This window comes from Psychrobacter sp. YGAH215 (assembly GCF_007280595.1).
In the GTDB taxonomy this organism is placed as follows: Bacteria; Pseudomonadota; Gammaproteobacteria; order Pseudomonadales; family Moraxellaceae; genus Psychrobacter; species Psychrobacter faecalis.
This window is the reverse complement of record NZ_VKLR01000004.1, coordinates 1-19,225: the sequence shown is the minus strand read 5'-3', so window position 1 is coordinate 19,225 and position 19,225 is coordinate 1. Positions and strand designations below refer to the sequence as shown.

At 42.6% G+C, this 19,225-nt stretch carries 17 protein-coding genes; 11 read left to right on the top strand and 6 right to left on the bottom strand.

Translation table 11 applies throughout. The annotated features are described in order from the left end of the window. The first annotated feature begins 85 nt into the window (after positions 1-85). The 5 genes from mgtE (at position 86) to dcd (ending at position 5,304) form a co-directional block, all read left to right on the top strand. Entirely contained in the window at positions 86-1,438 is a 1,353-nt protein-coding gene (mgtE, locus tag FOR85_RS01880; RefSeq protein WP_144296477.1) for a magnesium transporter, read from the top strand. Positions 1,439-1,698: 260 nt separating this feature from the next. Next, positions 1,699-2,922 carry an iron-sulfur cluster carrier protein ApbC gene (gene apbC, locus FOR85_RS01875; protein ID WP_144296476.1) on the top strand — a complete coding sequence of 408 codons (1,224 nt, stop codon included), beginning with the start codon at positions 1,699-1,701 and terminating at the stop codon, positions 2,920-2,922. Positions 2,923-3,013: 91 nt separating this feature from the next. After that, positions 3,014-3,436: a hypothetical protein gene (locus tag FOR85_RS01870; protein ID WP_144296475.1), complete on the top strand. Its 423-nt coding sequence runs from the start codon at positions 3,014-3,016 to the stop codon at positions 3,434-3,436. 26 nt (positions 3,437-3,462) lie between these two features. Then, positions 3,463-4,566, top strand: a complete 1,104-nt coding sequence (locus tag FOR85_RS01865; RefSeq protein ID WP_144296474.1) for a DUF2804 domain-containing protein — start codon at positions 3,463-3,465, stop codon at positions 4,564-4,566. 162 nt (positions 4,567-4,728) lie between these two features. After that, entirely contained in the window at positions 4,729-5,304 is a 576-nt protein-coding gene (gene dcd, locus FOR85_RS01860; RefSeq protein WP_102076576.1) for a dCTP deaminase, read from the top strand. A 148-nt stretch (positions 5,305-5,452) separates the two neighbouring features. Here the strand turns inward: dcd and FOR85_RS01855 are convergent, their stop codons facing one another. From FOR85_RS01855 to FOR85_RS01830, 6 genes are all read right to left on the bottom strand, one after another. Next, a complete protein-coding gene (locus FOR85_RS01855; RefSeq protein ID WP_144296473.1) occupies positions 5,453-5,890 on the bottom strand; it encodes a ClpXP protease specificity-enhancing factor in 438 nt (145 codons plus the stop codon). Positions 5,891-6,023: 133 nt separating this feature from the next. Then, the gene (locus FOR85_RS01850; RefSeq protein WP_144296472.1) at positions 6,024-6,638 is read right to left on the bottom strand and encodes a glutathione S-transferase N-terminal domain-containing protein; all 615 of its coding nucleotides are present in this window, start codon (positions 6,636-6,638) and stop codon (positions 6,024-6,026) included. A 193-nt stretch (positions 6,639-6,831) separates the two neighbouring features. Then, positions 6,832-7,548: a cytochrome c1 gene (locus tag FOR85_RS01845; protein WP_144296471.1), complete on the bottom strand. Its 717-nt coding sequence runs from the start codon at positions 7,546-7,548 to the stop codon at positions 6,832-6,834. Next, entirely contained in the window at positions 7,548-8,768 is a 1,221-nt protein-coding gene (locus FOR85_RS01840; protein ID WP_373681934.1) for a cytochrome bc complex cytochrome b subunit, read from the bottom strand. The genes FOR85_RS01845 and FOR85_RS01840 overlap by 1 nt, the downstream gene beginning before the upstream one ends. A 7-nt stretch (positions 8,769-8,775) precedes the next feature. Beyond that, a complete protein-coding gene (gene petA / locus FOR85_RS01835) occupies positions 8,776-9,360 on the bottom strand; it encodes a ubiquinol-cytochrome c reductase iron-sulfur subunit (RefSeq protein ID WP_144296469.1) in 585 nt (194 codons plus the stop codon). 447 nt (positions 9,361-9,807) lie between these two features. Further along, a complete protein-coding gene (locus FOR85_RS01830; protein WP_144296468.1) occupies positions 9,808-11,757 on the bottom strand; it encodes an ATP-binding cassette domain-containing protein in 1,950 nt (649 codons plus the stop codon). A gap of 202 nt (positions 11,758-11,959) precedes the next feature. Between FOR85_RS01830 and FOR85_RS01825 the strand changes: the two genes are divergently transcribed. The 6 genes from FOR85_RS01825 to FOR85_RS12595 all read left to right on the top strand — a co-directional run bounded on the left by FOR85_RS01825 (position 11,960) and on the right by FOR85_RS12595 (position 18,722). Then, entirely contained in the window at positions 11,960-12,241 is a 282-nt protein-coding gene (locus FOR85_RS01825; protein WP_144296467.1) for a SlyX family protein, read from the top strand. A 235-nt stretch (positions 12,242-12,476) separates the two neighbouring features. Next, complete coding sequence (locus tag FOR85_RS01820; protein ID WP_144296466.1) at positions 12,477-13,871, top strand: outer membrane protein transport protein; 1,395 nt, start codon at positions 12,477-12,479, stop codon at positions 13,869-13,871. 391 nt (positions 13,872-14,262) lie between these two features. Next, entirely contained in the window at positions 14,263-15,771 is a 1,509-nt protein-coding gene (locus FOR85_RS01815; protein WP_144296465.1) for an outer membrane protein transport protein, read from the top strand. 425 nt (positions 15,772-16,196) lie between these two features. Next, positions 16,197-17,582 carry a hypothetical protein gene (locus FOR85_RS01810; RefSeq protein ID WP_144296464.1) on the top strand — a complete coding sequence of 462 codons (1,386 nt, stop codon included), beginning with the start codon at positions 16,197-16,199 and terminating at the stop codon, positions 17,580-17,582. 313 nt (positions 17,583-17,895) lie between these two features. Continuing rightward, entirely contained in the window at positions 17,896-18,036 is a 141-nt protein-coding gene (locus tag FOR85_RS12600; RefSeq protein WP_190295475.1) for a hypothetical protein, read from the top strand. A 284-nt stretch (positions 18,037-18,320) separates the two neighbouring features. Further along, positions 18,321-18,722 carry a transferrin-binding protein-like solute binding protein gene (locus tag FOR85_RS12595; RefSeq protein ID WP_190295474.1) on the top strand — a complete coding sequence of 134 codons (402 nt, stop codon included), beginning with the start codon at positions 18,321-18,323 and terminating at the stop codon, positions 18,720-18,722. Positions 18,723-19,225: the final 503 nt, after the last annotated feature.

Here is a 19,225-nt window from a genome sequence, read left to right as displayed (position 1 = left end):
GATTTTATGTTAATTTGAGCCAATAATATTGGCTCTTTTTTATGAGCGTCTGTTGCCCCATTTTGCGCTGCACGGAGTAAAAGCGATGAATAATAAAGACTTGGCGTTGACCTATGCCGAAAAAATAAGCCGTGCTATTGAGCAGCAGCAGTATGAGCAAGCGATTGAAGAGATTCAAGATCTGCGTCCTATCGATATAGCCGATTTATTGGCATTAATTGAACCCAAACTCGCTTGGCAGCTCCTTGCGCATTTACCCAATCGCTCGACGATATTTGCTTATTTGGATCCTGATAGTCAAGTGGCACTCGCTTATGTCTTTCCGCGCGCTATTTTAGCCAAGATAGTCGGCGAGATGCCATCTGATGAACGAACTGATTTGTATAAGCGCCTGAGTCAAGACCAACGCGACGTGCTATTACCTGCCTTAGCGCAGGCAAAGCGTGAGGATATTCGTCGTCTATCCGCTTATGAAGAAGGCACGGCTGGTGCCTTGATGAGCTCCGATTATGCGACGTTAGGGGCTGAGATGACTGTCGCCGAAGCCTTGGATGCGCTACGTTTAGAAGCGCCTGATGCCGAAACTATTTATCACGCTTATGTGATTGATGACGCGCGTAAGCTATTGGGCGTGGTGTCATTAAGGGTGCTTATTTTATCATCGCCTGAGCAGCTGATTAAAGACATCATGGTCAGCTCGGTCATCTCTTCTGATGTCAACGATGACCAAGAAGACGTTGCGAAAACTGTTGCCCGTTATGACTTAATTTCCCTACCCATTACCGATGCCAGTGGGGCGTTGGTTGGTATCGTCACCCATGATGATGCGATGGACGTGGCAAGCGATGAAGCCACCGATGACTTTCATAAGTCAGGCGGTGTCTCAACCATGGTCGGGCGCTTAAAAGACGTCAGTATTACCGTTCTCTATCGTAAGCGGGTTTTTTGGCTGGTGTTTTTAGTATTTGGCAACTTACTGTCGGGGCTAAGTATCGCTAACTTCGAAGACGTCATTGCGGCAAACTTAGTATTGGTATTTTTCTTGCCTCTACTGGTTGATAGTGGCGGTAACGCCGGCTCGCAATCAGCGACTTTAATGGTACGTGCTTTAGCAACGGGTGATGTGGTGATGCGTGATTGGTTTTCGCTACTTGGCCGCGAAGCCTTAGTTGCACTGCTACTCGGTGCGACGATGGCCGTTGCCATTGCCCTTATTGGCTATGTGCGTGGTGACGCGACCGTCTCTTTGGTTCTGGCACTAAGTATGCTGTGTGTCGTTATGATTGGTAGTGTCATTGGTATGAGTCTGCCTTTTATACTCAATAAACTCGGTTTTGACCCTGCAACCGCCAGTGCGCCTTTGATTACTTCAATCAGTGATGCGTCGGGCGTGCTGATTTATTTATTCATCGCTTCTAGGTTTTTACCAATTGGTTAGTTTGTTTAATAAACGGTCATGTACATAAGACCGCTTAAATAAAAAAATAACACCAATTTTGACCCTCATACCTACTGACAGTGTGGTTTTTTTATAGCGCCCATTAAGCTACACTGTATCTATATAAAAGCATTTGGCAAAATTTTTATGGGCTAAAGTTTTAGCTAAGAGTTTTTTTAAACAATTTCAAACAGCTATTGTTTAAAAAGATTCATCGTTTTTGCCAAATTTAACCATCGATATAGGTAGTAGAGGTAGCTATGTTTAATTTTATAAAAAAAAGAGCATCTTCGAAATCCGAATCTCCGCAGCAACAAGCGGCTCGTGATAGCGCCGTTGATCAGGTTTTACTCAATTACCATTTAAGTAATAGCAGTCTTGCGACTATGGTCACAGGTCTAGAGCGCGATGGCGATGAGCTGACTTTGGATTTGCGTCTGCCGCAAGATAGCGATCCTGAGACCATTCAGCAAGAGCTTGGCAACCTACTGCATCCGCATGGCATCAGAGTGATTCATATGAATGTGCGCCTGCCAGCACCTGCAAAAGGCGCGGGGTCAAGCCTACCAAAAGCCATGCCAAAAACCACCAACGCGATGGAAAAGCAGGCCAAACCTTCTGCAAATACAAATAGTAGCAATCAGTCCGAACCGCCGATTACGAAAGCAGCGCCGACACAAGCATCCTTAACGGCGCATCCACGTATCCGCCATATTATCGTCGTCGCTTCGGGTAAAGGCGGCGTTGGTAAATCAACCACTACCGTTAATATCGCCTTAGCATTACAGAAGTCAGGCAATCGGGTTGGCGTGCTAGACGCTGATATTTACGGACCAAGTATGCCGACGATGCTGGGCGTAGATAAAGTCAAACCCGAGCTAGAAAATGAGCAGTTTGTACCTATTGAAGCGCATGGTTTGGCAATGCTATCGATTGGTAGTTTGCTCGATAGCGACAATACACCTGTGGCGTGGCGCGGACCAAAAGCCACTGGCGCCTTAATGCAGCTCTATAATCAAACCAATTGGCCGCAGCTCGATTACTTAGTCATCGATATGCCGCCTGGTACTGGCGATATTCAGCTGACATTGGCGCAGCGCATTCCGGTAACGGGCGCGGTGATTGTGACGACGCCGCAGCATATTGCCTTACTTGATGCGCAAAAGGGCATCGAGATGTTTAATAAAACCAATATTCCAGTACTTGGCGTGGTTGAAAATATGGCGCTGCATACCTGTAGCAACTGTAACCATACCGAAGCGATTTTTGGTACGGGTGGCGGCGAAAAAATCGCTGAGCAATACCATGTGCCACTCTTGGGTCAGTTGCCACTTGCTAGTGGTATTCGCGCCCAAGTGGATAAAGGTGAGCCGAGCGTGTTGGCCGATGATGAATTTGCGCCGTATTATCTAAGTATTGCGAAAAATATCGAAGCCAATATCAATAAATTTGCCAAACCTGTCGATGATAAGCGGATTTTCTAATAGTTTTTAATGGCTTCTAAAGTTAGTAAAATAGCCTAAGCATATAAAACATTAAAATCTAAGTGACTTTAAATTTTGAAAAGGAAGTATCGTGAGCTTATCGACTTATCAACGTCATTTAGACAATATCCCCAAGCAATATCGGCTCCTAAAGCTATTTCGTCCGCCGATATACGTGATTGAGCTGTCGAATAATCAAGTAAGCGCTGTTTGCTACTATAAAGATGGCAGTAGCAAACGCCATCAGGTTAATGCGGCTTTTAGCAATCGCCGCATGGTGATTGCTGATTTTTTATCCGCAGTACAAGCAATTACTGATTTATTGCTTAAATTTCCTAAGCATCCGTTTGGAATAAGTTCTTTTGCAGTAGTCAATGTGACAGAAGAGCTTATAGATGGTTTGACGATGATAGAGATTAAAGCTATTAGTGAAGCCGTTTGGGCTGCCTCAGGACAAGCAAAAAGAAGAATAGTTAGCAGTACAGTCAACTACCAAGGACAGGTAGTCTCGTAATGAATTTTGGCTAGGATGCCTTAACCATGAAGCAAAATAATAATCATCAACCTATCGCTAATCACTTGAGAGTAGTTAAGATTGACCAGCTTATTCAAAACGCTCAACCTAACTTTGGCGTTTTTGCTAACGTTAAGCACATCAACTATCTTGACTATCATAGCCATCTTATCTCGCAAAAAGCGCTGCCCAACTGGCGTAAAGCGCTTAAAGCCAACCAATTTTGTTTTATCCAAATTATCGAGGCGCCTTATCGAGTTTGCCTAGCACTGGCGACGATTAAGCTTGCGACCAGCGCCTTCGTGTATCTCTATAATGATGAAACTAGTGAGCTAGAAGTTTGCGAAGCCTTGCAACCTTTGACTTGGCAGACCTTATTAGGAGGCGATTGTTATCAGGGTCAAATGGCATTTACTCATGACAAGCTGACCGTAACATTGGATTTTACGCCTTCCCAGATTAACGTTGTGCTAGATAGTCAAAACCTTGCACTCAATACAACCTTAGTAAGACAATCACAGCCACTAGCTATCTGTACACCGACAGGTAGGCGAGGTTGGACCTTTACCCAAAAAGAGCCGCTGACAGCAATATCTGGACATCTACTTATTAAAGATAATTCAAAATTTAATACTAAAGCTCTGGATACTCAGTCCAAAAAAATCGATTTTAGCGCCACCACTATAGCCAACCTAGATTGGACGCTTGGCTATATGCGCCACAAGACCAATTGGTTTTGGACTTGTATTAATAGCTACTTGCCCGATGGCCGTCATTTCACCTTAAACTTATCGATGGGCGTCAATGAAACCGGCGCCAGTGAAAATGCTTGCTGGCTTGATGGGCAGATAGTGTATCTGCCGCCTGTGATGTTTATACGTCAAGATTTGGATGCAGCTGCGCAGCATACTTGGCGTATTTATCATCAGAACCTCGGCTGGAGTAAGGTTGATATTGATTTAACCTTTACGCCGATTACTGTTTATAAAAAGACCGATAACTTCGGTGTGCTTGCCAGTATTTTTGAGCAATGGCTGGGTTTTTATAGTGGTGAGATACGGCTAGCAGATGAGGTGATTGAGCTTGATAAGGTAATGGGGTTGGCGGAAGATCATTTTGCTAAATGGTAACTGATGAGCGCCTATTATGCATTTATAAATAGCAGGTTTAATTTTAAAGTCGTTGCCGCTCTATAAATTGCGCCGTCAATTCCGTATAATCGTCGCTATCAAAAATCTATTATCGCAATGGCTATTAAAAATTGGCTATTGAAAATTTTTTAAGGAACAACAATGTCTATCAAGTCTGACCGCTGGATTCGTAAAATGGCCGAAGAACATGGCATGATTGAACCATACGAGCCAGGTCAAGTACGTTTTAATGATGCCGGCGAGCGTTTGGTCAGTTATGGTACCTCAAGTTACGGCTATGACGTACGCTGTGCGCCTGAGTTCAAAGTCTTTACCAACGTGCATTCAGTAATTGTAGACCCAAAAAACTTCGATGAAAAAAGTTTTATTGATGTCATCGGTGACGAATGCATCATTCCGCCAAATTCGTTTGCTTTGGCGCGCACAATGGAGTATTTTCGTATTCCGCGTGATGTGCTGACAATTTGTCTTGGTAAATCGACCTATGCACGCTGCGGTATTATCGTCAACGTCACACCACTTGAGCCTGAGTGGGAAGGGCATGTGACGTTAGAGTTTAGTAATACCACCAACTTGCCTGCGCGTATTTATGCGGGCGAGGGCGTGGCACAAATGCTATTTTTTCAAAGTGATGCCGATGACGTTTGTGAGACCAGTTATAAAGACCGTGGCGGTAAATACCAAGGTCAGCGCGGTGTGACGCTGCCAAGAACCTAATCATCAAGCACTTAAACGCCAAGAGATTAAGTGTTTTTTAGTCTGTTAGTATTTTGGACTGACCATAAAAAAAGCCAGTATATTGAATATGACTGGCTTTTTTATGGCTAACTCTTTTGGCTGTTTCAAAGTCGATTTTTTAACGCAATTATTTTAAAACTTTTAACCCGGCTTTATTATCGCGCTTAGGTTTCGGGGCAGCGGCACTTTTCTTAAAGGTAGTCGCTGCATCTTCTTCAGGGACATAATCATCATATTCATTGGGATCAAAAAACATCCCTTGCGAATTTTCTTTGGCATAAATCCCCATTACCGCCGTCAATGGTACCCAAATCTCTTGCGAGACACCGCCGAAGCGCGCACTAAAATGAATATAATCATTTTCCATGCTCATATTACCGGTTGCGCGGCTAGCAATGTTGAGCACGATACGTCCGTCTTGGACATGCTCTTTAGGGACTTGTACATTGTCAGCAGTAGCATCTACCATCAGGTATGGGGTGAGCGCATTGTCCTCTATCCATTGATATAGCGCGCGCACCATATAGGGACGTGTTGGGGTAATAGAGGTGGTTTCTTCGCTCATTTTTCGGTTTCCTTATGCATTATTATTAAATACTATCTCGTTTGCGATAAAGTCGTGGTTATAGAAAAATCATTCACTATATCGCTATTCTATATCAGAGTCTATTTTAGGGGAGTCATCAGCGGTTGTCTAATTAACGTATGCTTTTTTGAAAGCTGTCACGTTCAAAGACCCGTTTTTGATAGTCAAATAGGGGGCGGCTGATAGCGCGCGGTAACTCAATATCCATCTCTTCCAATCGCCATAATAACGGCGCTAATAGCACGTCGCACCAACCAAATTCATCTGCCATAAAATAAGGTTTATGAGCAAACAAGGGCGACAAAGTAATCAAGGAGTCGCTTAGCTGCTTTTTCGCCAAGGCTGCTTGCGCTTTGTTAAAACTGTCCGGATGCAACAGCAATCGTTTGCCGAGCACCAACCAATCATGTTGTATACGCCAAGCCAATTGGCGAAACTGGGCGCGCTCTTGCGGCGTGTCTGGCAGTAGTTTATTAGCATGATAACGCTCCTCAAGGTATTCGAAGATAACGTTAATCTCATATAGCGCAATCTCACGCTGTTGCAAAACAGGCAAAGTGTGATAAGGATTGAGCTCGGTCAAGTCTTCCGGACGCTCAGAATGTAGCCGCGATAAATAATAGGCAAGCTTTTTTTCTTCAAGCAATAGGCGGACCACATGGCTGTTGTAGCCATCGTCAGCGTATAAAATCAGCTGACTACTTGGAATGTCATTCGCATCAATCATGGAAGCCTAATGTGTGAGTAAAGCCTATTATCGTAAACAATGTCGCCGCGTTTATCAAGGTAGTGTACGTAAACATTGCCCATGAGGCGATCGTTAACAGAAGGTTTTATAGTTAACCATTTATGCAGCTATAAAAAAGCACTACCGAAGTAGTGCTTATTTTTTAGATTAACTTTGGATCTTTATTGCTTTATTATTTTACGTCTTTCCAGAACTCTTTGTTCAATAAGTAAACTGGAATGAGCAGTACTAATAAGAATAAAATCACAAAGAAACCGATTACTTGGCGGTCATGACGTACCGGCTCTGCCATCCACGCCATAAAGTTAACCAAGTCACCAACTTCAGATTCAAACTCTTCTTCACTCAAGGTTTCTTGCATATTATGCAACACGTGCGGCATAGCAGCGTTTGCAAGTACTAAGTTGTTAGCGCCCCAAGGACGGCTTGGATCTTCATAGAACGATAGCAAATACGTATAAACCCAGTCATCACCGCGTAGTCTTGTTTCAAGTGACAAGTCCGGAGGTGCAGCACCAAACCATGATGCTTGTACTTCAGGATCGATTTCAGCATTGATATGATCACCGATTTGATCGGTGGTGACCATCAAATACTTTTCAACCAGCTCAGGCGGTATCTCTAAATCTTTAGCAATGCGCGAATGACGAACATACTTTGCTGAGTGACACCCAGCGCAGTAGTTCATAAATATTTTCGCACCGTTTTGTAGCGAGCCTTTATTGGTAAAGTCAATGGGGGCTTCACTACAAGCCAAATGTTCTACCACGCCGTCGGCATTGGTAAAAGTACCACATCCGCCGCCGCCTGCTGCCAGCGCACTACCAGCAGTCAAACTCAATGCCGCGCCTAAGCCTAGACCAGCTAGGGATTTGATTAGCGTGCTCATTAGTGACCTCCGGTAACGCGTTCTGGTGGCTGTTTACACTTCTCAATAGCTGTGTAGAACGGCATCAATAAGAAAAACAAGAAATACAGGATAGTAAAGATACGTGCCAAAATCGTCGCTGTTGGGGTTGCAGGTGTCGCACCTAAGTAGCCTAATACGACAAAGCTGATAGCAAAGACAGTAAGCGCAATCTTTGACAGAATACCTTTGTAGCGTATTGAGCGTACAGGTGATCTGTCGAGCCATGGTATCAAGAATAGTACGGCAATCGCACCACCCATCGCAATCACACCACCCAACTTGTCAGGAACCGCACGTAAAATGGCATAGAATGGCGTGTAATACCATACTGGTGCAATGTGTGCTGGTGTTTTTAGCGAATTCGCTGCTTCAAAGTTTGGTGGCTCAAGGAAGAAACCGCCGCCTTCTGGGAAGAAGAATACGACTGCAAAGAAACAGATAAAGAAGACAACAATACCAACCATATCGTGCACAGTGTAGTACGGATGGAATTCGATACCGTCTAATGGTACGCCATTTTTGTCTTTTAGCTTTTTAATATCGATGCCATCAGGATTGTTTGAACCAACGTGATGCAGCGCCACTAAATGCATAAACACTAAGCCGACAAGGACGAGTGGAATAGCAACCACATGCAAGGCAAAGAAGCGGTTTAAGGTGATACCTGAGATGATATAGTCACCACGTACCCATTCAGCAAGACCGTCACCAATGACAGGTAGAGCCGCAGGTAAGTTTAGAATAACCTGAGCACCCCAGAATGACATGTTGCCCCAAGGGAGTAGGTAACCGAAGAAACCTTCTGCCATTAATGCTAGGTAAATACCCATACCGATGAGCCAAATAAGCTCGCGTGGTTTTTGGTATGAACCGTATAGCAAGGCGCGGAACATATGCAAATATACGACAACGAAGAACGCAGATGCGCCCGTCGAGTGCATATAACGGATGAGCCAACCACCTTTGACATCACGCATGATATATTCAATAGACGCAAATGCCCCTTCGGCACTTGGGTTGTACATCATCGTTAGCCAAATACCAGTCACCAATTGGTTGACCAATACCACCATTGATAACACACCAAAGAAGTACCAAAAGTTAAAGTTCTTTGGTGCATAGTACTTTGACATATGATATTCATAGGTTTCAGTCGCAGGAAAGCGCGCGTCCACCCAATGCATTAACTTTTTACCCATGCTCATATTAAGCCTCCCCAATCGTCAAGATAGTACCATCCATGCTGTACTCTGGGATTGGTAAGTTAAGCGGTGCAGGGACACCACTATAAACACGACCCGATAAATCGTATTTAGAGCCATGACATGGGCAGAAAAATCCACCGTACCAGTCATTACCGCCTAAATCAGCTGCGCCCACATCAGGACGGTAGTTTGGTGCACAGCCTAAATGTGTACAGACGCCTTCTACCACTAGAACTTCTGGTGATAAAGAGCGCTCAGGGTTTTTACAATATTCTGGTTGTAGCGACTTATCTGAATCAGGGTCTGACAGTAATGACTTGACTGATTCTAAGGTGGTCAGCATCTCTTCAGTGCGCTTGACCACAAAGATAGGTTTGCCCCGATATTTGACGACAATCATCTGTCCTGCTTCGATAGAACCAATATCTTGGGTCACTGCAGCGCCTGCAGCCTCGGCTTTTGCGCTCGGCGTCCAAGAACGGACAAAAGGTGTCGCCACAGCAGCTACCCCAGCTGCACCAATGACGGCAGTCGAGGCAATAAGAACTCTACGACGTTGTACGTTAACGCCTTCGGCATGGCTCATTAATACTTCCTCCAGGTGAATGAAATGGGATTATCCCACACTGGGTTTGTGGCTTAGAAAATGACAATTATCAAGCCACGTTAGCTGTGCCTAATTTTGCTAATTGTTGCTATTCTAAGCTATTTCGGTCATAAAATAAATTATTGTGTTAAAAATAAAGCAGCCTTGAGAAAGCGTACTTCAGTGTTAAACAAGATAATTAGTCTAAAACTGCTTAATTATCAATATTTAACCTACCTTAAAGTACGCTTTTTTATCAACAAGACTATTATGAATAATGACCTTATAATTAATAAGGGTATTCAGCAATAGGGAATGATACTTGAAATCAAGACAATGTTCACTAACTTTCCGCACATTACGCGGTTGTAAGTGGTCGTAAGCTATTTATAACCCTTAACCACTTTCGATATAAGGTTATGCGGTGATAAATAGCGCTAGACAATATCAACTCTCAAGCGTGTGCCAGCGCTCAAGCTTAGTCATCATTTCATCTTCGATGACTAATAAGCGCTCACTGGCAGCCGTAGCGGCTTCCATATCTTTCGTAAACCAAGAACCATCAGCCAGCTTTTCTTCCAGCTCCGTTTGCTCAGCTTCTAATGCAGCGATTTCTTTTGGCAAATTATCGAGTTCGCGCTGTTCATTGTAGTTGAGCTTTTTGGCAGCGGTATTAGACTTTGCCGTGACCGTAGTTTTATTGTTAGCTTTGCTACTAGCAGCATTATCGTTAGACGATTTAGCATTCTTAGCTTTCGCTTCTTCTTCACGGTTTTTTTGTATCAAGTATTCTTGATAGCCACCGACATATTCTTTGACGATGCCATTACCATTTTCATCCGTGTCAAATACCCAAGTAGAGGTAACGACGTTGTCCATAAATGAGCGGTCATGGCTAATCAGCAAGATAGTACCGTTGAAGCTGGCGACCGATTCTTCTAAAAGCTCCAGGGTGGCCATATCCAAGTCATTGGTTGGCTCATCGAGTACCAAAATATTGGCAGGCTTTAATAATTGCTTGGCAAGTAGTACGCGATTACGCTCACCACCTGATAATGCTTTAACAGGCGTACGCGCACGCTCTGGAGCAAATAAGAAATCTTGCAGATAGCTCATGATGTGCGTTTTGCGCCCGCCAACTTCGACGAAGTCAGAACCTTCAGAGACGTTTTGCGCCACGCTGGCTTCTAGATCTAACTGGTCACGCAGCTGATCGAAAAAGGCAATTTGTAAATTAGTGCCAAGCTCGACCGTGCCTGTTTTGGTGACTTCATCATCAGACATATCGAGTAGGGCTTTAATTAGCGTGGTTTTACCCGCGCCGTTGGGACCGACGATACCGATTTTGTCACCGCGCATAATCATGGTGCTAAAGTTGTCGACTAAGACGTTGCCATCATATTCCAGATGCAGGTTCTTAACTTTACAAACCAGCTTGCCGCTTTTCTCGCCTTCACCCATGGTGATATTGACGTTACCGACTTGCTCGCGGCGGCCTTTACGCTCTTCGCGCAGAGCTTTTAGCTCGCGTACGCGGCCTTCGTTACGGGTACGACGGGCTTTGATGCCTTGACGAATCCACACTTCTTCTTGCGCCAGTTTTTTATCAAAATTAGCATTGTTTTTTTCTTCAGCAAGTAGCTGTTGCTCTTTTAATTCTTGATAACGCGCATACCCTTTAGCGCCTTGGGTGACGTCATAGCTGGTCAATTGACCGCGATCAAGCTCAACGATACGGGTAGCAAGCTTATTAACAAATGCTCTATCGTGCGTCACGAACAATAACGTCAGACCTTGCCAGTCGAGTAAAAAGCGCTCCAACCATTCGATGCTTTCAACGTCTAAATGGTTGGTTGGCTCATCGAGTAATAGCACATCAGGCTTAGTGACTAGTGCACGAGCCAGTAACACACGGCGTTTACGACCACCAGACAATGAAGACAGGTCGGCTTCAGGGTCGAGTCCCATAGTCGTAATCAGACGGGTCGCATCACGCTCTAAATCCCAACCATGTACCGCATCGATATCGTGTTGCAAGGTTGCCATATGCTCGCAAGCGTCCATATCGCCATTGGCACACATATCGACTTGCTTATTATAGTTAATGAGCAAATCAGCGGTACGGCGGCTACCGCCCATCACGATGTCCAGGATACGACCGCTGGTTTCTGGGACGTCTTGCTCTAGCATCGCAACACGCATGCTGCTATTGGTGATAATCTCACCGCTGTCAGGCTGCAATGAGCCATTAATCAGTTTGAATAAGGTAGATTTGCCTTCGCCATTACGGCCAATCAAACAAACGCGCTCGCCTACATTGATTGAAAAATCGATGCCATCGAGAATAGGAGCCACGCCAAAGGCCAAGTGAATATCTTTTAAATGTATCAATGCCATAGAATATCTTAAGCTTATATAATAGTGAGGTAAGGGTTGTTGCAAAATTCCTAGCAGTATAACATGCTGCCACCTAACTGTAGTATGCGTAAATGCCTTTATAAACACTATTTTATAAAGTCTATTTTAAATGGTTAGGTCTGAGATTTAATAAAGAAAATAACCATACTATCTATTATTGAGAACTACTATTGAGAAAAATATGAATCAACCAAATTCGATAGAAAAAAACGCTCCTAATCAACAAGCTCAGCTGGCAGATAGCCAAGCGGATTTACAGGCTCAAGTGATTGAGTTGCAGATGAACTTATCTCATCTTGAAGTTACCGTGGAGCGGCTTGATGAGGTGATTACGCGCCAAGATAGAGATATTCAAACCTTACAGCGCCAACTACAGTTTATCTATAAGCAAGTGCAAAACCAAGATGGGGAGGGCGGTGTAGCGCCTTTTGATGTTATGGCAGATAGACCACCACATTATTAACAATAAGATATTCTCAATATAGACAATAAATAATGGCATAGTATTTATTGAATATTTATATGCAATTTTTGGCATAAATATACGGTTCGCTGACTATCCAGTCATATTGCAGAGATAATGTATTTTTCGGTTGTTTTCATGTAAAAAAACACATTAGTATCCTTCACCTTAGATACTGTCTACCTAACAAAGTTCGGTGTAGCGGTAAAACAATGTGGATGTTTGGAGATACACAATGGGCGCAAATTTCAATCTAAAGACTCTAACGGTAGCTTTGGCTGCTCTTTCTGCAGCTAGTATCGCTAGTGCGGCAGGTCTTGATCGTTCAGGTCAAGATATCACCGCGTTTTTGCAAGATGGTACCTATGCCGAAACCGTTTATACCTATATCGATGCTGATGTTAGTGGTAAAGACTCTTCAGGTAATAAAATTGATGACATCGCAGAAGACTATGACTTCTTCCGTTATGGTGTAAAAACGGATATCAACGACACCTTTAGCGTTGGTATCTTATATGATGAAGCATTTGGTGCTGCAGCTGACTATACTGGTAAAAACGATTTCATCACTAACACTGATGCAGATGCCATTATTCAAGACTTTACAAAAAATCCTAATCTGACCGAAGCGTATGTAGATTCTGTCTTAATACCGCAATTGCAAGGCGCTCTTGCTCCAGGTAATCCAGGTGGCTTGTCAGCTGAAGAACTCAAAGCTGCACAAGGTCAGTTAATTGGTTTAGAAGCTGCAAAAGGATTGGCAGCAGTTGCAGGCGAAGCGACACAAGTTGAAGTACGCATAGAAAGTATTACCGGTATTCTTGGTGCTAAGTTTGGTACTAATAAAGAATTTCAAGTGTACGGCGGTCCAGTTGCTCAACGTGTAAGAGCAGACGTGAAATTGCGTGGCGATGCATACAGCTCAGCGAAAGGCTACACTACCCATTTTAGTAAAGACCAAGACTATGGCTGGCTTGCTGGCATGGCTTATAGTAAGCCAGAAATCGCCTTAAAAGCTGCTTTGACTTATCGTTCGGAAATTAAGCATAACACAAAAGCTTTTGAGACTTTTCCTTTAGCTACCGCTGCAGGCGCTACCGTAGGTTTACCTCTATCGACTACCAGATATTCTGATATCGAAATCAATACGCCAGAGTCAGTGAACTTCGACTTTCAAACAGGTATTAATCCAACGACTTTAGCAACTGCCAAAGTTCGCTGGGTACCTTGGAGCGATTTTGCTATCGTACCTTCGTTATATAATGATGTAAGTAAGGTTTCAACAAAAGATGATAAAGGTCTTGCATTGGTAAGCTACGATAAGGATCAATGGCAAGTAGAGTTAGGCCTTGCAAAACGTCTAGCACCGAAGTTTGCGGTAAGCGGTACTGTTGGTTGGGATAGTGGCGCAGGCAACCCTGTTACTTCACTCGGTCCAATCGAAGGCTACTATAGCGTTGGTTTAGGTGGTAAATATGATATCACTGAAAACTGGGCAGTATCTGCTGGCGGTAAGTATTTATGGTTCGGTGATGCAGATGGCCAAATTCCAACCAAACAAGTAGTCAGTAAGTTTGAAGATAATGACGGTTTTGCTCTTGGTGCCAAACTTTCTTATCAGTCTAAATAAAACAGAAATTTATTAAGATTTGTATAAGTGGTACTTTATATAAAACGACCTTAATAGGTCGTTTTTTTTATTCTTATAATAAAGAGAATGTGAGAATAAAGTCCTTTTCGTAGAAGAGTAAGAACTTGTAAATCCAGATATAAGTCTGCTTATAATATTGAATATAAATTAATAATTTTTTATAAAGTAAACTATTGTTTATAAAGGAAATTTAGCATTTTGTACTAATCAGTCATTAAAGAAAAATAAAGCGTTTTAAGTGTTGTTTTAGCGTTAAAAAGTCATTACTATCATTTTCAGGACATCGTTTACATAATCTTATATTTTGCGTAACAATGCTAAATTGGAATTATTACAACGATTAAACAACGAGGATGTTTGGAGATATATAATGCGCGCTACTTTTCATTTAAAAACTCTTGCCGTAGCGATAGCTACTTTTTCTGTCGCGAGCATATCTAACGCGGCCGGTCTTGATCGTTCAGGTCAAGATATCACAGCATTCTTACAAGACGGTACTTATGCCGAAGCTGTCTATACTTACATCGATGCTGATGTTAGTGGCTATGATAATCAACGTGTCGCCACTGATGATGCTAATTATGTACAAGGTAGGGATACAGGTGAAGTTGCTGAATCTTATGACTTTTTCCGTTATGGTGTGAAAACCGATATCAATGATACCTTTAGTGTAGGTGTTTTATACGATGAGCCTTTTGGGGCAGCAGCGGCTTATAATGGCGATAGTAACTTTGTCGGTGCACCGACTGCTGCTATTGATGGCCTTATAACATCACAATTAGCTGGGAAATTACCGGGAGTCACTACTGCTCAAGGTTTGGATACATATGTTAAAGGCGCCCAACAGACACTTGCTGCTGGAAGAGAGCAAGTAAAACAAGCTGAGGCAGCCATTGCAGCAAATCCGGCACTTGAATCTACTTTACGTCCACAAATCGTAGCTGGAAAGGCACAAATTGCAGCTGGCGAAGCACAATTGGCCCCTCTGCAAGGTCTAAATGGCTATGCAGCTAGTCAGCTTGCTAACACCGAAGGTACAAAAGTTGAGGTGCGCTCTGAGAATATTAGTGCCATATTGGGTATGAAGGTGGGTGCAAATAAAAACTTTCAAATATATGGCGGTCCAGTTGCTCAGCGTGTGCAAGCTGATGTGAAACTCCGTGGTAGTGCGTATGGACCTGCGACAGGTTATACTTCACATATTAGCCCTGACCAAGACTACGGTTGGTTAGCCGGTGTAGCTTATAGTAAACCTGAGATTGCTTTAAAAGCTGCTTTGACGTATCGCTCAGAGATTGACCATAGCATGGATATAACTGAAACATATCCACTAGCAGGTCTTTTAGCGGGTAATCCAGCGGCAGCAACTCAAACCAATAATATGGAAATCACCACGCCAAAATCAGTTAACTTTGATTTCCAGACAGGCATTAACCCAACAACTCTAGCTACAGCAAAAGTACGCTGGGTACCTTGGGGTGATTTTTCTATCGTACCACCATTATATAATGCTGTAAGTAAGAACAACCCTGCATACGGTCCAGATGGTTTAGCACTAGTAGAATATGCTGATGACCAGTGGCAAGTAGAGCTTGGTCTTGCCAAACGTATCATGCCAGCTTTAGCAGTGAGCGGTACCGTAGGCTGGGATAGTGGGTCAGGCGATCCAACTACCTCACTAGGTCCGATTGATGGCTATTATAGCGTGGGTCTAGGTGCTAAATATAACGTCACACCTGAGTGGGCTGTATCAGCCGGCGGTAAGTACTTATGGTTCGGTGATGCTAAAGGTCAGTTGCCAACACAACAAATTGTTGGCGATTTCCAAGACAATGATGGGTATATTGTTGGCGTGAAACTTTCTTACCAAGGTAATTAATGATATTGCTCTATTGGTAATATGAAAAATGAATGTTTATTAAAATAAAGCAGCCCTAGAGGCTGCTTTTTTATAACTAATTTTCCGTAAAAAATTCACTAATGAAGCGACGTTAGTGTTGTAAAAATATCGAATATAACTTTAAGGTATACTCTGTAAACTTTAGCTTATTCTTAAATAATCTTAAAAGAGTATTGCTATCGCACTAAACTTTAATTATGATACTTAAGTCGGTTACCTTAACTTACATAGCAGTAATGTCTGATAATAAGGAAATGTAAAATCGAGTAAGCGGTTGTCACATTCACTCATTTATTTTTTTAGTCGTTTGGCAAAGGATTGCAAAGCATAAGCTTTAATTACTTACATAAGTTGCCTAAGTAATTCAGCTCTTTGCCAGTTATTTTATTCATGGAGGATGTTAAGTGTCTCAAAAATTCCCTATCTCTAAGCTTGCTTTAGCTCTGTTTGCCTTATCTGCTGCCTCGCTTACGCAAGCGGCCGGTCTTGATCGTTCAGGTCAAGATATCAAAGGTTTCTTTAATCCTGGCACCTATGCAGAAGTCGATTTTGCCTATATCGATACCGATGTATCTGCTCATGATAATGCGGGTGCTATTGTCACTCCAACTGGAGAGATTCGTAATGGTATTACCTCAACTGAAGCAGCATACGAAAAAGGCGCCTCCACCGGCAATGCTACTCCAGATTCCTACAGCTTTATGCGTTACGGTGTTAAAACTGATATCAACGATAATATCAGTATCGGTGTATTCTATGACGAACCTTTTGGTGCAGAGGTAGAATACTCAGGAGATAGTACGTTTGTATCTAAAGCAGGCAAACAAACAATCGCTGATTCTTCTACAGGTACTTCTGTTCCCAATGAACTTATTAATCCTTCAGTTTTAGATCCTGACTATAACAAAAACACCAATGTGAGCGTTAAAACAGAGACTTGGACTGGTTTATTAGGCTTTAAGTCTAATGGTTTCCAAGTATATGGTGGCCCGGTTATGCAAAAAGTAGAAGCAGATGTGCATCTACGTGGTCAAGCCTATGGTCCTCTCACAGGATATGATGCGAACGTCAACGCAGATACGGACTATGGTTGGGTCGCAGGCCTTGCTTATAGTAAACCTGAAATAGCATTAAAAGCCGCTTTAACTTATCGCTCTGAGATTGAACATAAGACTGATATAGGCGAAAGAGTGCCATTATTAGGGTCACCTTTAAAAGGTGTCGCATTAGGTAAACTTGGAATTGATCCAAACTCTGAGCTTGGTAGATCTATTGGTGAGTATGCGAACACTGAAGCTACTGTCACTACGCCTGAATCAGTGAACCTAAATATTGAAACGGGTCTTAGTGCAAAGTATCAGCTATTAGGTACCTTAGATGTACGCTGGGTACCTTGGAGTGATTTTACTATTGTACCGCCACTTTATAATGCCTACTCTAAAGCTGCAGCGCCAGAAGGGCTTCCGTTATTATCTTACGAAAAAGACCAATGGAAAGTTGATGTTGGTTTAGCCAAACGTTTTAATGAGAAACTAGCAGGTTCGGTTGTTGTCGGTTATGATTCTGGTGCAGGTGACCCTGTGAGCTCACTGGGTACTATCGAAGGTTTCTATAGTATCGGCGGCGGTATCAAATATAACGTAACACCTGAATGGGCAGTATCGGTTGGTGGCAAATACCTTAAGTTTGGTGACGCCACAGGACAATTACCTAATGGGAGTATCGTTAGTAAAGCTGAAGATAATGACGGCTATATCGCTGGTGTAAAGCTTTCTTATCAGAGTCAATAACTTACCATAATAAATATCATATTGGATAGAATTAGAAAGCTTATCTAATAAACGGGATAAGCTTTTTAAAAGTTGAAATCTAAAAGTTAAAAGTAATTAGTAAAATTAATTTTCTACTGCTACGTAAAGAAATATCATTTAAATATTCATGGAGGAATAAAAATGTTTCCTAATAATCATTCAAGTATTAATAGTTCGTCGTCAAAGCCTTTAAGTACTACCCTAAAAGCTAGCGTGGTACTGATGACCGCTATTATGTTATCTGCCTGTGGAAATGATAACAATAATTCATATAATCTTGGCGATATATTTGATGGCAGTCCTACTACGCCTACGCCAACGCCTACGCCTACGCCTACGCCTACGCCTACGCCTACGCCTACGCCTACGCCTACGCCTACGCCTACGCCTACGCCTACGCCTACGCCAACGCCTGGTTCTGATTCAGATGTAAACAAAACAGGTGTACAGACACTAAATATCGATGCTAAAGCGTTAATAGGCCAAACATTCGTAACAACTACTCGTGATTTTGACATTAATTCAAACAGTTTGGTTGCAAGGGCTGACTCTGCGTCTTCAGGCTTACTACCTAAAGTAACAGTCACTACTTCCAGTACTAGTGACTCTAATGCTACAAATGGCTTTAAGAGCCATAATGATAATGTAGGTATACCTACATCTTTCGGGGAGCTTCCATTATCTTATAAATCAGTATATAAAGATTTTGGTACTCAGATGCGAATTGGTCACATTGATGGCTCAGCGGCTTTAGGTGAGACTAAGCTTCCTGTAAACGGTGTAGCTGTATACGGCAATAAAACACTGACTTTACCTACAGAAGGAACCGTAGCGTATAGTGGCGATGCGACCTATCGATTAATTGGCTTAGACAATAATATCCAGTATGGTAGTGCTGAGTTTAAAGCAGACTTTGCTGCAAAGAAGGTTGATGGGAACTTGAAGTTCAGTCAAGCTGGTAACATTGGGATATCTGGGGATATTGTAGGTAACGAGTTTTCAGGTAAAAAGGGAGTTTACAGTACTGAAGGTGGTTTTTATGGTGACGATGCTAAGTATTTAGGTGGAGTCTACTCAGGTAGAGGAGCACAAGGTACTTATGGAGCTGAAAAGAAATAAATTAACATAACTATATGAGACAAATGAAAAAGCACCCTAGGGTGCTTTTTTGCTTTTTAAAATCTTATCATTATTTTCTAAGAAAAGAATACTCTTAATCAAATACTGTTAGGTATGTTGCAAGCATTCTTGTATTTATACATTAGATAGTAACAAAATAATACATCCAACAATATTTCGTTAATAATAGTTGACTTTATGTAGGTTTTTTGATTATATATAGCAGTACTAGATTTTAATCGGTACTCAACGGAATATCATAAATTCTTCATGGAGGAAGACGAATGTCACCTAACATTCATTCAGTTTCAGCTGTATCAACAGCAAAAAAGTTAAAGACTCCCCTCAAAGCTAGTATTGTTCTTTTAACATCAATGATTTTAGCATCTTGTGCCATTGACGGTGATACCGGTGCTACCGGTGCTACCGGTGCTACCGGTGCCACAGGCATGCCTGGTGTAGCTGGTCCTGCTGGTCAAGATGGAGTAGACGGCGATAAAGGC

Bases quoted from the DNA above. Each gene is read 5' to 3' on its own strand.
- mgtE (WP_144296477.1), top strand. From the start codon at position 86: ATGAATAATAAAGACTTGGCGTTGACCTATGCCGAAAAAATAAGCCGT.
- apbC (WP_144296476.1), top strand. From the start codon at position 1,699: ATGTTTAATTTTATAAAAAAAAGAGCATCTTCGAAATCCGAATCTCCG.
- FOR85_RS01865 (WP_144296474.1), top strand. From the start codon at position 3,463: ATGAAGCAAAATAATAATCATCAACCTATCGCTAATCACTTGAGAGTA.
- dcd (WP_102076576.1), top strand. From the start codon at position 4,729: ATGTCTATCAAGTCTGACCGCTGGATTCGTAAAATGGCCGAAGAACAT.
- FOR85_RS01855 (WP_144296473.1), bottom strand. From the start codon at position 5,890: ATGAGCGAAGAAACCACCTCTATTACCCCAACACGTCCCTATATGGTG.
- FOR85_RS01850 (WP_144296472.1), bottom strand. From the start codon at position 6,638: ATGATTGATGCGAATGACATTCCAAGTAGTCAGCTGATTTTATACGCT.
- FOR85_RS01845 (WP_144296471.1), bottom strand. From the start codon at position 7,548: ATGAGCACGCTAATCAAATCCCTAGCTGGTCTAGGCTTAGGCGCGGCA.
- FOR85_RS01840 (WP_373681934.1), bottom strand. From the start codon at position 8,768: ATGGGTAAAAAGTTAATGCATTGGGTGGACGCGCGCTTTCCTGCGACT.
- petA (WP_144296469.1), bottom strand. From the start codon at position 9,360: ATGAGCCATGCCGAAGGCGTTAACGTACAACGTCGTAGAGTTCTTATT.
- FOR85_RS01830 (WP_144296468.1), bottom strand. From the start codon at position 11,757: ATGGCATTGATACATTTAAAAGATATTCACTTGGCCTTTGGCGTGGCT.
- FOR85_RS01825 (WP_144296467.1), top strand. From the start codon at position 11,960: ATGAATCAACCAAATTCGATAGAAAAAAACGCTCCTAATCAACAAGCT.
- FOR85_RS01820 (WP_144296466.1), top strand. From the start codon at position 12,477: ATGGGCGCAAATTTCAATCTAAAGACTCTAACGGTAGCTTTGGCTGCT.
- FOR85_RS01815 (WP_144296465.1), top strand. From the start codon at position 14,263: ATGCGCGCTACTTTTCATTTAAAAACTCTTGCCGTAGCGATAGCTACT.
- FOR85_RS12600 (WP_190295475.1), top strand. From the start codon at position 17,896: ATGGCAGTCCTACTACGCCTACGCCAACGCCTACGCCTACGCCTACGC.
- FOR85_RS12595 (WP_190295474.1), top strand. From the start codon at position 18,321: ATGCGAATTGGTCACATTGATGGCTCAGCGGCTTTAGGTGAGACTAAG.